At 38.2% G+C, this 14,776-nt stretch carries 10 protein-coding genes and 1 pseudogene; 10 read left to right on the plus strand and 1 reads right to left on the minus strand.

The window, feature by feature from the left end; all coding sequences use genetic code 11:
* Together KPC_RS02295 and KPC_RS02300 are read left to right on the plus strand one after the other, a co-directional pair.
* A pseudogene (locus KPC_RS02295) lies at window positions 1–246 on the plus strand (IS5/IS1182 family transposase); the annotation flags it as partial.
* Between the two features lie 107 nt (window positions 247–353).
* Window positions 354–1,472, plus strand: coding sequence for an OmpW/AlkL family protein (locus KPC_RS02300; RefSeq protein WP_121972818.1), 1,119 nt, complete (start codon window positions 354–356; stop codon window positions 1,470–1,472).
* Window positions 1,473–1,536: 64 nt separating this feature from the next.
* On the opposite strand, the gene KPC_RS02305 is transcribed toward KPC_RS02300, so the two are convergent.
* Window positions 1,537–3,066: an acetyl-CoA C-acetyltransferase gene (locus KPC_RS02305; protein WP_121972819.1), complete on the minus strand. Its 1,530-nt coding sequence runs from the start codon at window positions 3,064–3,066 to the stop codon at window positions 1,537–1,539.
* A 240-nt stretch (window positions 3,067–3,306) separates the two neighbouring features.
* Here KPC_RS02305 and KPC_RS02310 point away from each other — a divergent pair, with 240 nt between their 5' ends.
* The 8 genes from KPC_RS02310 (at window position 3,307) to KPC_RS02345 (ending at window position 14,775) form a co-directional block, all read left to right on the plus strand.
* Complete coding sequence (locus tag KPC_RS02310) at window positions 3,307–4,698, plus strand: 3-oxoacyl-ACP reductase (protein WP_121972820.1); 1,392 nt, start codon at window positions 3,307–3,309, stop codon at window positions 4,696–4,698.
* Between the two features lie 112 nt (window positions 4,699–4,810).
* Complete coding sequence (locus KPC_RS02315) at window positions 4,811–5,665, plus strand: MaoC family dehydratase (protein WP_121972821.1); 855 nt, start codon at window positions 4,811–4,813, stop codon at window positions 5,663–5,665.
* 66 nt (window positions 5,666–5,731) lie between these two features.
* Window positions 5,732–6,991, plus strand: a complete 1,260-nt coding sequence (locus KPC_RS02320; RefSeq protein ID WP_121972822.1) for a serine hydrolase domain-containing protein — start codon at window positions 5,732–5,734, stop codon at window positions 6,989–6,991.
* A 72-nt stretch (window positions 6,992–7,063) separates the two neighbouring features.
* A complete protein-coding gene (gene cpaA / locus KPC_RS02325; RefSeq protein ID WP_407641968.1) occupies window positions 7,064–8,854 on the plus strand; it encodes a metalloendopeptidase CpaA in 1,791 nt (596 codons plus the stop codon).
* Window positions 8,855–8,935: 81 nt separating this feature from the next.
* Window positions 8,936–9,565, plus strand: a complete 630-nt coding sequence (cpaB, locus tag KPC_RS02330) for a metalloprotease secretion chaperone CpaB (protein WP_121972824.1) — start codon at window positions 8,936–8,938, stop codon at window positions 9,563–9,565.
* A 54-nt stretch (window positions 9,566–9,619) separates the two neighbouring features.
* Window positions 9,620–9,868 carry a hypothetical protein gene (locus tag KPC_RS02335; protein ID WP_121972825.1) on the plus strand — a complete coding sequence of 83 codons (249 nt, stop codon included), beginning with the start codon at window positions 9,620–9,622 and terminating at the stop codon, window positions 9,866–9,868.
* Between the two features lie 269 nt (window positions 9,869–10,137).
* Window positions 10,138–12,231 carry a DNA polymerase III subunit gamma/tau gene (gene dnaX / locus KPC_RS02340; RefSeq protein WP_121972826.1) on the plus strand — a complete coding sequence of 698 codons (2,094 nt, stop codon included), beginning with the start codon at window positions 10,138–10,140 and terminating at the stop codon, window positions 12,229–12,231.
* Window positions 12,232–12,540: 309 nt separating this feature from the next.
* Window positions 12,541–14,775: a phosphocholine-specific phospholipase C gene (locus KPC_RS02345; RefSeq protein WP_121972827.1), complete on the plus strand. Its 2,235-nt coding sequence runs from the start codon at window positions 12,541–12,543 to the stop codon at window positions 14,773–14,775.
* Window position 14,776 lies beyond the last annotated feature (1 nt).

The following is a 14,776-nucleotide window of genomic DNA, read 5'->3' on the forward strand; positions in this document are numbered from 1 at the left end:
GAAATTGGCAGAGCAAGGAATCATGCAGTACAAGCCTGTTGGAACAAGGGACGAAAGCAGTGGAAAAGAGATATTGGTTATCATCAACGTTCACGAATAGAAGCCAAAATGTTTGCATTTAAACGGCTTGGACAAGGGGTGTCTAGCCGATGCTTTAATCGTCAGGTAGTCGACTTGCAAATCAGAGTCGATATTTTGAATAAATTTACTCAACTCGGTACAGCCCAAACAGTCGCTGTTGCATAAATATCGGGAAGATAGACTGACTCATCTTTATTTTTATTTATGCAACAAAGCCCTTTAGAGAAAGTTAATCATGAAAGATTAGCTATATTTAAAAAAGGACAATTAAAATGATTAAAAAAAATTTATTCCTAAAACTTGCTATTGCATCATCAGCATCTCTATGTATGCATATGGCATATGCAGATAATTTTAAAAGGTTTTCGGTCTCTGCTGGTTGGTTACATGTTATGCCACAAGGGTCAGCAAATCCTTTTAATATTAATACAGCTGTTAATGCTAGCAAGCAGTATTCAGTCGGAAGTATTTCACCAGATGGATTTTTAAATGCTTTGGATCCAAATGCAACGGCTATAAACCCCTTGACTGGAAAAGAAGGTAACGCCAAAAAAATTTTAGAAGGATTCTTTTCCAATGAGTTAGTAAAACCAATATTGATTGATCAAAAAACAGGAGAGGTTAAATCCGAAATTGCTGGCACAGCACAACTCAATGGAATTGATCAGTGGAGTGCTCAAGGTACTGGATTAGAAGCTGATGATGTTGATACTGCAGGTTTGATGTTTAACTATTACATAAATGATAATGTTTCATTGCAGCTTATCGGAGGTATTCCACCTAAAGTCGATATTGAAGGAAAAGGACAAATTTTTGCACCAATGAGTGGCACTGCAAATCCAGGTGGGATTGCTGCGCAGTTATTTCCTGAATTATCACTACAACAGGATGTTCCGATTACCAATTTAGGAAATAAATCTAAAGTTGCAACAACACGTGCCTGGACGCCAGCGCTTGAAGTTCAGTATCAATGGGGTAAATCTGGAGTCCATAAACTTAGACCATATGTAGGCTTTGGGGTGATGTATGCACATTTCAGTAGTATTAAAATGAATGGCCAAACTACCGCAGATCTGGTTGCAGCAGGGCATATGATCCAAAATATTCTGGATGACAAGGCAGGTGCAGCATTAGATGGTAAGACTTCAAGCGCAAATCCATTTGTACGAGTAAAAGCTGATGATGCATTTGCACCTATCGCCACTTTAGGAGCAACCTATGATTTTGCAACGAACTGGTATTCTGTTGCTTCTGTATCATATGCAAAATTAAATAATAGAACCAATATTGATGTAATTGATGCAAATAAAGGTACGAAATTAATTCACGCTACTACAAAAATTGATATCGACCCAATTATGACTTATCTTGGTATTGGCTATCGTTTTTAATTGATTATAGTAAAAAATCAAACAAGCACCCAAAAGGGTGCCTGTTTATTAGGCGTTATGAAAATTATTTTTCAACAATTGCAGTTACACCTTGACCACCAGCAGCACAAATTGAAACAAGTACACGGCCTGAACCTTTCTGGTTGATCAGTTTGGCAGCAGTTGCCAAGATACGACCACCCGTTGCTGCAAATGGATGCCCTGCAGCTAAAGATGAACCTTTGACATTTAGTTTGGTTAAGTCAATTGAACCTAAAGGTGCATCTAGTCCTAGACGTTCTTTACAGAATTTTGGATCTTCCCAGGCTTTAAGGGTTGACAATACTTGTGAAGCAAAAGCTTCATGTATTTCATAATAGTCAAAATCCTGAAGTTTAAGATTTGCACGAGCCAGCATGCGTGGTACTGCATATGCAGGAGCCATGAGCAAGCCTTCTTTCTTGTTGACAAAATCAACAGCCGCAGTTTCAGAGAAGCTTAAATAAGCTAAAATTTCATGTCCATTTTCTTTTGCCCATTCTTCTGATGCCAAAAGTACAACCGATGCGCCATCTGTCAATGGGGTTGAGTTACCAGCAGTCATAGTCGCAGTTTCACCCTTACCAAATGCTGGTTTGAGTTTTGCCAGTTTTTCTACTGATGAGTCTGGACGCAGATTGTTATCTTTGCTTAAACCCATAAATGGTGTGATGAGGTCATCAAAAAAGCCTTCTTCATACGCTTTTGCCATTTTCTGATGTGAAGAGGCTGCAAGTTCATCTTGTGCCTGGCGAGGAATTCCCCACTCTAAGGCTGTGATTGCCTGATGTTCACCCATAGATAAACCAGTGCGTGGTTCGCCATTTTTAGGTGCATCTAACAAGTCTTTTAAATTGATTTTAGTTAAAGCTTTTAAGCGATCTTTCGCAGTTTTAGCGACATTTAGTTCCAGTAAAGCTTTACGTAAGCCATCACCAAAAGCTATCGGAGCATCAGAGGTGGTATCCACGCCTCCAGCAATACCGACTTCGATTTGTCCTAGAGCAATTTTATTGGCAACCTGAAAAGCTGCTTGCAAACCTGTACCACATGCTTGCTGGAGGTCATAGGCAGGGGTTTCTGGTGCTAATTCAGTGTTGAGAACACACTCACGTGTCATGTTAAAATCACGACTATGTTTTAAAACAGCTCCAGCTGCAACTTCCCCTAGGCGTTGACCTTGTAGATTGAAACGTTCGACTAAACCATTCAATGCCGCAGTTAACATATCAATGTTAGTAGCTTTAAAGTAAGCACCGTTTGAACGAGCAAATGGGATACGATTTCCACCAATAATTGCTACACGGCGAACAGTATTTTGACTCATGGTTTTTTCCTGTTGAACAGAAGATTGTGTTGTTGACGATGCTGTTGATGCAGCTTTTTTTGTATTAGGTGCCGTTGCTTTGCTTCGCGAAGTTGCAGCAGACCGCGTACGAGGAGTTTTTGTCGTATTCGTTGCTTTAGAAGCCGGACTCGCAGTTTTACGAGGGCGAGAAGTCGTTTTTGATGGTTTTGACACAGCTTCCTGAGCAGAATTTTCGACTGCTGGATTTTCTTGAGTTGTTTTGCTCATAAGGCATTTCCAAGCATGTAGATGATATTCTTGAGGTATAGCTTAGCATATCAGTTTTTGTCCTGAATTGACTATAATGACATTTGATAAGGCAGTCTGGTCAAGACATCATGCAGTTAACTCAAGTATTATTTACATGAAACAAATGGATCTGAAGTATTATAAATAGCTAACATTTCATTGAAGTTAAAAGACATCTTTAGATTCATTTACTAATTAAATTGCTGAGAGAAAATTCACATGACTGACCAATACCAAGCGTTTTCTAAATCACCAATTGGTAAATTTGTCATTAAAAATTTAGGTTTACCATCACCGATTGAACTTGACCGTTTTGAATCAGCAACACCAGTGATTAAAGGTGCTGTTTTACTTGGCGCTGCTCCGAACAGCATTTTATCTGGAGCTATTGCTCAGGTATTAAGTAATGTTCATGCAAATAGCTATGCAGGGAACAATGCAGAACTACAGCAAGTTGCAGCACAGTCAGGCTTAAATTTAAGTGCTTTTAATGAAGGTGACAAAGAATCAAAATTTAAAGCCGTTGTTTTTGATGCATCTGGCATTGAAAGCTCTGAACAATTGAATGAGTTATATAAATTCTTTAATCCTATTGCGCGCCAAATTCAGGTATCTGGGCGTGTGATAGTGATTGGTTTAACACCAGAGTCTGCAAAAACCGTGAAACAGGCTATAGCACAACGTGCCTTGGAAGGTTTTGTAAAATCAGTTGGTAAAGAATTTAAAAAAGGTATAGCAGCTGATCTGGTCTATGTAGATGCTGGTGCTGAACAGAATCTTGAATCCACGCTACGTTTCTTGTTATCTCCACGTTCGGCTTATGTTTCTGGTCAAGTGATTCGTGTATCTCAGGCTAAAGTTCTTGAAGTTGATTGGACCAAACCACTTGCAGGAAAAACTGCTCTGGTCACTGGGGCAAGTCGTGGTATTGGTGAAGCAATTGCACATGTACTTGCGCGTGATGGGGCACATGTCATCTGTTTAGATGTTCCTCCACAACAAGCGGATTTAGATCGCGTTGCAAGTTCTATTGGTGGTTCAACATTGGCTCTGGATATTACTGCTCCGGATGCAGGCGCTGAAATTAAAGCAGTTGCAGCCAATCATGGCGGTCTGGATATCATCGTACATAATGCAGGGATAACACGTGACAAGACTTTAGCAAATATGAAACCTGAAATGTGGGATCTTGTAATCAATATCAATTTATCTGCTGCTGAACGCATCAATGATTATTTATTAAATAATCAAGGTATAAATGAGAATGGGCGTATTGTTTGTGTATCTTCGATTTCTGGTATTGCAGGAAACTTAGGTCAAACCAACTATGCCGCTTCAAAAGCAGGTGTGATAGGTTTGGTTAAGTTTACAGCCCCTATTTTGGAACAAGGCATTACAATTAATGCTGTAGCACCAGGATTTATTGAAACACAGATGACAGCAGCGATTCCTTTTGCAATTCGTGAAGCAGGGCGTCGTATGAATTCAATGAGTCAAGGTGGTTTACCTGTTGATGTAGCAGAGACTATTGCATTATTTGCTTCAACAGGTTCATCAGGGTTGAATGGTAACGTTGTACGTGTTTGCGGACAAAGCTTATTAGGTGCTTAAAGTTAGTATCTAGTGATGATATTTCATTCTTTTTCTTTAAGGAAAAAGAAACTGGGAGAGGATTTTCCTCATCCCAGCTTTTCTCGATTTAAGCAATATAAAAGGTCAAACAATGAATACTCGCCATTTTAGTCAGCTTCCAAAACCTTATTTGGCCTATCCAAAAGTTATTCAAGGTTTGATTTTTAAAAAACCTAAAACTGAAAAAGTTTTACCTCAGGTTGAATATGTTGTTGATTCATTTCAAGTCGATCCAAAGCATTTAAAAGCTTATAATGAGGTTTGCGGCTTTAAAAATGATGGGCAAATACCTGCCATTTATTTAGCAGTCCTTTCACAAAGCTTGCAAATGCATATGATGACACAAGAAACATTTCCTTTTGCTATCTTGGGTTTGGTACATATCCGTAATCAAATTAAACAGACACGGCAAATCTGGTTGAATGAAGATTTGACCCTATCTTGTACTTTTGGTGAGTTGAAACCGCATGATAAGGGTGTCCAGTTTGATTTTATTACCACAGCTAAAGTGGGTGATGAAGTTGTTATGGAAGGATTGACAACTTATCTTGCTCGTCAAAAAACAGATGGAACAGTTTTAGAGAAAGCGAAAGATGAGTCAAAAGTTGAACTTGATGTTCAAGATATCTGGAATGTAACCGAAAATACTGGTCGTCGTTATGCGGCAGTTTCTGGTGATTTTAACCTGATTCATATTCACGCCTTGACTGCAAAGGCTTTTGGTTTTAAGCAAGCAATTGCTCATGGTATGTGGAGCAAAGCGCGGGCATTAGCGAGCTTGAGTTTACCAGAAGCATATGAAGTGGATGTGCATTTTAAGCTTCCGATGTATTTGCCTTCTATTGTTGAGTTTTTAACAGGTGAGGAAAATCAAGCTATTGATTTTTTAATTAGAAATCAAAAAAATCAAAAACCGCATGTGGCGGGTAGATTAAAATCATTATAGAATACTCAGCCTAAATCGTGATGATTTAGGCTTTTTTAGTCCACTGAAAATAAAAAAGGACTCAGGATGAGTGGTTTAACAGATATTATTTTTGCAAATACAAAAAATTATTCAGGTGAAGTTGATACGCGATTTCATGATCTGGCAGAACAATTTAGCCGTTTACAAGATGGGCGTACTGACTTTGGTGGAGCTGCGCTCGCGGTATATTTTCGTGGGCAAAAAGTAATTGATATTTATACTGGGAAAAAATCAAAAAGTGAACAATGGGATGCCAATACCTTATCGGTTTGTTATTCCACGGGGAAAGGTATTTTAGCGACACTAGCACATATTCTGGTGAGTGAAGGTTTTTTGAATTATGAGAGCAAGATTGCCGAGTTTTGGCCAGAGTTTTCTCAAAATGGTAAATCCCAAATAACGCTACGTCATATCTTGAGTCATCAAAGTGGTCTATATGACATTCGCAATATTACACAAAGTGCAAGTGAAATGGCGGATTGGGAACATATGCTGACGGTTGTGCAACAGGCAACACCGCGTTTTGCAGTTGGACAGGACATAGCATATCAGGCTCTTACATTTGGCTGGCTGGTTGGTGGTGTGTTAGAAAAAGCGACAGGATGTTCATTGACAGAGTTGATGGAAAGATATCTAGTCCAGCCTTTGCAATTGGATGGGGCATATTTTGGTGTTCCAGGCAGTGAACTTGTGCGTGTTGCGAGACCATTACCAAAAGAAAAACAACAGGATGTTACTACACCGAGTTCAACTAAAATCAAGAAAAACAAAAAAAGTAATTTTTCGGATAAGTTAATGCAATTGAGTGGGCAAAATCCACAGGACTTTGTCGATGCAATGGTTCCACATGATATGCGTAACTTTAGTTTTTTTAGTGACGATGGCTTACAAGCAATTATTCCTGCTGCAAATGGGGCATTTACTGCCAGAAGTCTGGCGAAAGTATATGCAATGTTGACAAATGGTGGTGTTTGGGATGATCAGGAGATCATTAAACCAGAAGTCTTTTCACAGTTAAGTAAAATCCAGAGTATTAAACGCGATCGAGTCATGCCGATTCCTATGAAATGGCGTTTGGGTTATCACCGGGTCATTACAATGGGTAAAAGAGCTAAAAAGGGATTTGGCCACATTGGTTATAATGGTTCCGGTGCCTGGTGTGATCCTCAGCGTGAATTAAGCTTTGCTTATACGCATAATTTTAGAATTGGCTCAATTACTGGTGATTATCGGCTTTGGGGGTTAAGTCAGGAAACTTTACGTTGTGCAGATGCTGTTATAAAAGGGCATAAAGGGTGGTTTTAATCAATATTTTCTTTTGATTTTTTAGTGAAACTTAAATATTATCTTGCTGACTTCATAAAAATATTCTAAGAGATCAAAATGAAAAAGAAACTTGCAGTATTCTTGTCAGCTTGTGTAGTTGGAACTGTGTTTGCGAGTACAGTGTTAACTCCAAACACAAACAATAAAAGTGGCGATATTCCAACAGGTTATACAGAGCTAGATTTCAATTTATTCAATGGGAATTGGGTTGAAAACCTAACTTTGCCAAAAACTGCTTCAGATAAAGCTGTTGTTAAAATTACATCTGATGCAGGATACGCTTCGTATCTTGATACTTCGAACACTGATATTCCGTTAGAATCTTTAAAAATAACTAAAGGTTCAAGTTATACCTTTATATTTGACTTGGCTCAAAAAAAATGGAATCTGGATGTACAGGCTGTTGCGCTGACAAATGGTGTTGATCATTATACTGTACCTGGCTCTGAACAATATATCCAAAAAGTTCAGTTAAAAAATGGGCAATGGGCCAAACAGATTTCATTACCTGCACAGGCAAAAGATGGCTCACTTATTCAGGTTGTGTCTAGTGCAAGTAATGAGTCCTCGATTAACACTGATAATTTACTTTTTTCAAGTTCATTTATTCTTAAAAATGGTGATGAGTTTTGGTTTAAATATAACGAAAAACTTGAAAAATGGGTGTCTGAATATGTCAAACCTCATCAGTTAAATGCTCAGCAAGTTGGTAAAAATATTCCATCAGTTAAAGCACCAGTGACTGAAATTCTATTTGCAAATGGTAACTGGGTTGCTGAAATTGTATTGCCAAAAACTGCAAAAGATAGAGACCGCATCGTTTTTAAATCGACCGCAGCCTGGCAAGCTAAAATATCTAATGAAAATACCAGCACCAGTTCAACTTTAAAGCTAAAAAATGGCGATCGTTACGAGTTTTTATATGTGGCTGATATTGCGAAATGGGTTCTTATATCTTCACCACAGTTGACATTACAAGCCAAAGATTTAGCTTCTAGACAGATTCCAAATATGGAACAACCAACGACCAGGATTAAAGTAGCCAATGCAAATTGGCAGCCGAGTTTAAATTTACCACTTGTTGCGCAGGTAGGGGATAAAGTCATATTTAATTCAACTGCGAATTATCAGACCAATATCACTTCAGCAAATGGTATTAATGATACTTTGTCCAAAGAAGAAAGTTTACGCTATAAATATACTGCGACAGGATGGACAAAAGATAGTTCAACGATTGATATTTTACTGGTCAATAGTCCTGAAGTGACTACGAAACTCGACGGTGCTAGTGCTGCGAAGTTACGTATGATTGAGTCTTATGATTTGACTAACTCTTCAGCAGAAGCATCAGATGCACAATTTTATTTAAGAAATGTGAGTTATCTTGAATATAAGATTCCATCTACGACACGTTTACTGGATGTTATTTCAACGGGTCGAGATGATAAAACGGTTCAGAATGAACGTGATCGTGTAAAAGCTGATGCGATTTATTATCAAGGAAATGAGTCTGATCCGGCTGCATGTGGTTGGGCATGGGTAAATAAAACACCTTCTGCATATAATATGATCAGTTCGTCTACTCTACAGGGATGTTCTATAGGAGCGATGCGACATGAGGTTGGACATAATCTGGGTTTAAACCATACAGCAGAAAATTATGTAGGTCAGGGTTTTTCTCATCCACTAGGTAGTACCATTATGAATGGGAATTCACTTGATTTTTATTCGAGTCCAACTTTGTATAGCCCTCAATATGGTATCCGCTTGGGTGAGGCAGGAAAAATTGATGCAGTTAGTATTATCAATAAAAATGCACCTTTAGTTGCCAGGTTTAAATAAAACTTTATCTACTTCTCTGTAAAGCAGTGATTTTCAATCACTGCTTTATTTATATTATTTAATTGTTATACCTAAAAGATTATGAAAAAACTGCTAAGCATTATTCTTGTTGCTATTATTTTGATTGCTGGATTATTCTATTTTTTTAAACCTGAAGCTGATATAGCTTTAAAAATGGATACAGGACACCAAAGTTCAGAGCAGCTTTTAAGTAATCATTCAAATTATCCAAGGAAAAATAATTTAGGTGTATCAGAAGATATTTTAAAAAAAGCTCAAGCTGAAACCCAAATACTTAATGCTGTAACACCAGACCAAATCGATCAACGTACGATTCCTGATTATTTTACAAATATTGAGCAGGGCGTTTTATTTCAATATGATCCGTTGGTCATTGAAACAAAGAATGTGGGCGATCATATCCAATTTAAGCTTTTGAAATATGGCATCAACAGGCAGGCTACGATTACCAATATAGAACAGGTCGATGAGGATATCATGCGATGGACAGGTGTTTTTGATGATCTAGCAGCTGATTTGAATCATTTTAGTATTACCCAGAGTCAAAAAGATAATTACAGTATTATCAAAGTTTTTACGGATAAAGGTAATTATGTTGCAGAGATCAAAAATGGAGTGGGTCTGGCAACATCAATAAATGATGAGCTACATGATGATGAAATACATGATCACGAGCATGATCATCATTAGTTATTTCAAGATAGGATGTTTGTATGATCCAGCATAAATTTAATGGAAATATAAATGTTAAAAACTTATGTCGAATTTAGAAGTAACCTTTTTCCAAAACAACCAAATGAAAGCATAGATTCTGATGGTGAAATTTGGGGGGTAAAATTAGCGGAGTTTTTGTGTCAGCAATTTAATGCAAAAGGGATTGCCTGTTTAGGTTTTTGTGAAGAGGATCGGGGTTACAGGATTTTTTTGACTCTTCATTTCACTCAAAAGTCTGGCTGGGGTGTGGGCATTATGAACATGAAAATGGTTTTTTGATCTTTTTAGAGCCAAAGAATCCGGTCATTAAAAAATGGTTTGCTCCCAATATTGATTTGACTGAACAAATGCAGGTTATTCCCCAGACATTAGAATCAATTATTTATGAAAATATTAATATCTCAGATGTACATTGGTGAACTGAGGAACAATTTATGAAAGGTTCATCTGAAAACTAATTTAACACTTAAAGTGCTTACTATATCGGCATTTTCATTTCACTCATAAAGAAAAAACAAGTATCCTTAGACCTGTAATTAGGAGCATCCATGTATCAGGTACTTGCACGTAAATATCGTCCGCGTAATTTTAATGAATTGGTTGGTCAAAACCACGTTTCTCGTGCATTAACGAGCGCGTTAGATCGTGGACGTTTGCATCATGCGTATTTATTTACAGGAACCCGGGGTGTAGGGAAAACAACGATTGCACGGATTTTGGCGAAATGTCTTAACTGCGAAACTGGTGTTACTTCGACGCCCTGTGAAGTCTGCCCAACTTGTCGTGCAGTAAATGAAGGACGCTTTATTGATCTGATCGAAATTGATGCTGCTTCACGTACCAAAGTTGAAGATACGCGTGAGCTTCTGGATAATGTTCCTTATGCACCAACGCAAGGTCGTTACAAAGTTTATTTAATCGATGAAGTGCATATGCTTTCAACGCATTCTTTTAATGCGTTACTTAAAACACTGGAAGAACCACCAGAGCATGTAAAGTTTTTGTTTGCGACTACTGATCCCCAAAAGTTGCCTATTACGGTAATTTCCCGTTGCTTACAGTTTACTTTAAGACCATTAGCTGTTGATGAAATTACTTCACACTTAACCAATATTCTAAATAAAGAAGAGATTAAGGCAGATCAGGATGCGATCTGGCAGATTGCTGAATCAGCGCAGGGTTCATTGCGTGATGCACTTTCATTAACTGATCAGGCAATTGCTTATGGTCAAGGTGAGATTCATCACCAAGATGTAAAAGAAATGCTTGGGTTGATTGATAGAACAATTATCTATGATCTGATCTTGGCAATTCATCAAAATCAGAAAGCGCGTGTAAGTGAATTATTAATACAATTCCGTCAACAAGCCTTAGATGTATCAATGGTGCTCGATCAATTTATTTCGACATTGCATGAGCTGGCTTTGCTTCAGTATTTACCAGATCTTGGTCTGAAATATAGTGCTGAAATCAATCAAAAAATTACACAACTTTCACAAGTTGTTTCTGCTCAAGACTTACAGCTTTATTATCAGGTTGCCTGTAAAGGACGTGCAGATTTGCAACTCGCTGTTACACAAGAGCAAGGCTTTGAAATGACAGTGTTGCGGTTATTGGCATTTAGACCTTTGCAAGCTAATGAAATGCCAGTTGTAAATGTTCAGGCTATTGCCCAGTCCTCTTTGCCACATGCAAACCAACAATCTGTTCAGCAAGAGCATAATGAAAGTGTTGTACATACACCACTTGGCAGTCATACAGATTTACTTCAAAAAACAGAGGATGTAACGCAACCTGAAAATATAGAGCGGTCTGAGGAATCCGTTGCGCCACTAGATTTTGCACGAGAAACCAGTCTGGATCATATCAATACAGGTGAACCAGTTACTGAAGCGATACACGGAAAAACAAGTGATGATTCACAATCAGCAGACGAGGTTGAACCTGCTTTTGATTCGGTTGTATCCATCCAGAAAAATGAATCAGATATTCAGCTGCAGGGTAACCAAGAACCGGGTTTAACCACTTTTGGTGATGATTCGGCTCAGCCGTTTATTCAACCTGAACCTGTTCAGTCATCACAAGATCAGGATGAAGTTTTCTTTTTAAATCCTGAAAAAGAAACTGAAGAAGAAACATATGTCGAAGACAAACCTGTTGAAGTAATGCCAGAGAATGTAGCCCCGCCAGTAGCTGCAACAATTTCACAGAATACATCTAAACAAACACCTCAAGAAATTTTACAGCTTCCTCAGCAAACGCTTGAAGGTGAATGGAACGTAGATAAGTGGGAGTTTTGGTTCAGAAATAGTGAGCTTTCACCAGCAGTACAGGAATTGGCTCAATACGGTATTATGTCAGGTTATATAGATGGAGAATCTTTTTTCCATATTCCACAAAAATATGAAAAGTTACTCACACAGCTACAGTACGCTCTGGAAGAAGCCCTGAAACAACAATGGTCGAATACCAGGTTTTATGTGCAATATGAAGATGTAAGTGAAACAACGCCGTATCATATGCAAAATGATCGTAAAGCCAGAGCATATCAGCGTGCGTCTGAAATGTTACATGATGAGCCTGTTGTTAAAAGTTTAATGGATGTATTTGATGGGGAAATTCAGAATATTCAGCTGAAATAATTTTTCATTTACTATCAAAATCATATAAAAATGGGTCTTTTGCCCTATCTTTATATGATCATTTCTTTGCAATATAACTGTCACTTTTATGTCATCCAGACTCTCTATGTTATGTAAACATTTAGGTCAGGGTTTGACATCTTATGTTTAAAACATATCGAAGATTAATAATATTTCTTTTTTCTTTTCCTTTATTTCTTGCTTTAAGCGCTTGTAATGATTCTAAAGATGATCAAACGGTGAGTCAGCCTGATACATCTAAAAAACCAGTTATGCGCTGTGCACCATAAACATCAATAAGGAATAAAAATGATTAGTCGTCGTAAATTTTTAACAAATACTCTAAAAACAGGTTTTGGTACAGCTGCACTGGCTTCTTTTCCTGCAAGTATTCAAAAAGCCTTGGCAATACCTGCCAATAATAAAACAGGTACGATACAGGACGTAGAGCATGTCATTATTTTAATGCAAGAAAATCGTTCTTTTGACCACTATTTTGGGACATTAAAAGGAGTGCGTGGTTTTGGTGATCGTTTTACGATTCCACAAATGAATGGACGAACAGTTTGGCAACAACTCAGGAGCAATGGTGCGATTTTGACACCATTTCATCTCGATGGTAGTAAGAATAATGCTCAACGTGTTAATGGTACACATCATACGTGGTCAGATAGCCAGAAAGCCTGGGGTAATGGAAGTATTTCGGAATGGCCAAAACATAAAACCGATTACTCAATGGGATATTTTAAAGAACAGGAAATTCCATATCAGTTTGCTTTAGCAAATGCATTTACCATTTGCGATGCATACCATTGTTCGATGCATACAGGAACAGATGCTAACCGCTCATTTCATTTAACAGGTACAAATGGGGCAGTGCCGACGAATACAGCCTTTGTAAATAATGAATGGGACTGGATAGATGGAAATCCTGCCAATATCAACGTTGGTTATACATGGAAAACCTATGCTGAACGATTAGAAGAAGCTGGTATAGACTGGATCTGTTACCAAAATATGCCTGATGAATGGGGCGATAATATGCTGGGAGCATTTCGAACATTTAAAAAAGCCAATATAGATTCCGGTTATCCTGTCTCAAGCGGTGGCGAAAAGCCAAACAGTCCCTATAATCCTGCTGCGCAACCTTTACCTTATAAAGCATATAACCGTGAGACAGATAATGCACATAATCCTTTGTACAAAGGGATTGCGAATACCTTGCCAGGGAATAATCCTGAAGAATACCTTGATTCGTTTAGACGGGATGTCAAAGAAGGAAAATTGCCACAGGTGGCATGGATCAATGCACCATCTGTTTATTGCGAGCACCCAGGTCCTTCTAGCCCTGTTCAGGGAGCATGGTTTATTCAGGAAGTCTTAGATGCACTGACAGCAGTACCTGAAGTCTGGAGTAAAACTGTTTTATTGATCAATTTTGATGAAAATGACGGTTATTTTGATCATGTCCCTTCACCCTCGGCACCGAGTTTGCTTGCAGATAAAAAAACGTATGCAGGGAAGTCCACTCTAACTAAGGAAGATATGCAATATGAATATTTTGTTCATGATGCACCGTTAGGTAGTAAATCGCAGCCTGCTAAAGACTTTGGTGTATATGGGCCAGGTCCCCGTGTGCCGTTATTTGTGATTTCTCCTTGGAGTCGAGGTGGTTGGGTTAATTCACAGGTTTTTGATCATACTTCGGTTTTGATGTTTTTAGAGAAACGATTTGGTGTAAAAGAAACAAATATCAGTCCGTATCGACGTGCTGTATGTGGTGATCTGACCTCAGCATTTAATTTTAAAACACCGAACGAAGACATTTTACCAGAACTCAATGGTAAACAAAGTCGTGATCAAGCTGATCAACTCAGATCAACCCAGGAAAAATTACCTGCAGTACCAATTCCAACTGAAATCAAATCTCCAATTCAGGCAACAGGAATACGACTTTCGCGTGCCTTGCCTTATGAGTTACATACCAGTGCACGTTGCCTTGAAGATGGGAAAGTCAAATTGATTTTCTCAAATACTGGAGCCCAAGCTGCAGTTTTTCATGTATATGACAAACTTAATCTGTCTCGTGAGCCAAAAAGATATGTGGTTGAAGCAGGTAAAAGTCTGGATGATCTCTGGAACGCCAAAGAAGATAACTTAGGTTTGTATGATCTGTGGGTTTTAGGACCAAATGGTTTTCACCGGCATTTTAAGGGTGATGTGTTACATCTAAAAGATTTGCAAATCAATCCTGAAATTCGTGTCTGTTATGATATTGCCAATGGCGATGTTTATGTGGATTTAATTAATACGGGAATTAAAGATGTAGAGTTTAGTATTTCACCACTGGCATACCGAGCTGATGCCCCACTTAAAATTTCAGTAAAAGCTGGACAAACTATAACCCAACATTGGAAATTGCAAGAATCACGGCAATGGTACGATTTTGCTGTAACGAGTGGTAATGATCTTAAGTTTTATCGGAGATTCGCTGGACGTGTAGAAACAGGGCAGGATTCTGTTAGCGATCCAGCTATGGTCTAGG

Origin of the sequence: Acinetobacter stercoris (assembly GCF_900323515.1) — a bacterium.
In the GTDB taxonomy this organism is placed as follows: domain Bacteria; phylum Pseudomonadota; class Gammaproteobacteria; order Pseudomonadales; family Moraxellaceae; genus Acinetobacter; species Acinetobacter stercoris.

Bases quoted from the DNA above. Each gene is read 5' to 3' on its own strand.
- KPC_RS02300 (WP_121972818.1), top strand. From the start codon at position 354: ATGATTAAAAAAAATTTATTCCTAAAACTTGCTATTGCATCATCAGCA.
- KPC_RS02305 (WP_121972819.1), bottom strand. From the start codon at position 3,066: ATGAGCAAAACAACTCAAGAAAATCCAGCAGTCGAAAATTCTGCTCAG.
- KPC_RS02310 (WP_121972820.1), top strand. From the start codon at position 3,307: ATGACTGACCAATACCAAGCGTTTTCTAAATCACCAATTGGTAAATTT.
- KPC_RS02315 (WP_121972821.1), top strand. From the start codon at position 4,811: ATGAATACTCGCCATTTTAGTCAGCTTCCAAAACCTTATTTGGCCTAT.
- KPC_RS02320 (WP_121972822.1), top strand. From the start codon at position 5,732: ATGAGTGGTTTAACAGATATTATTTTTGCAAATACAAAAAATTATTCA.
- cpaB (WP_121972824.1), top strand. From the start codon at position 8,936: ATGAAAAAACTGCTAAGCATTATTCTTGTTGCTATTATTTTGATTGCT.
- KPC_RS02335 (WP_121972825.1), top strand. From the start codon at position 9,620: ATGTTAAAAACTTATGTCGAATTTAGAAGTAACCTTTTTCCAAAACAA.
- dnaX (WP_121972826.1), top strand. From the start codon at position 10,138: ATGTATCAGGTACTTGCACGTAAATATCGTCCGCGTAATTTTAATGAA.
- KPC_RS02345 (WP_121972827.1), top strand. From the start codon at position 12,541: ATGATTAGTCGTCGTAAATTTTTAACAAATACTCTAAAAACAGGTTTT.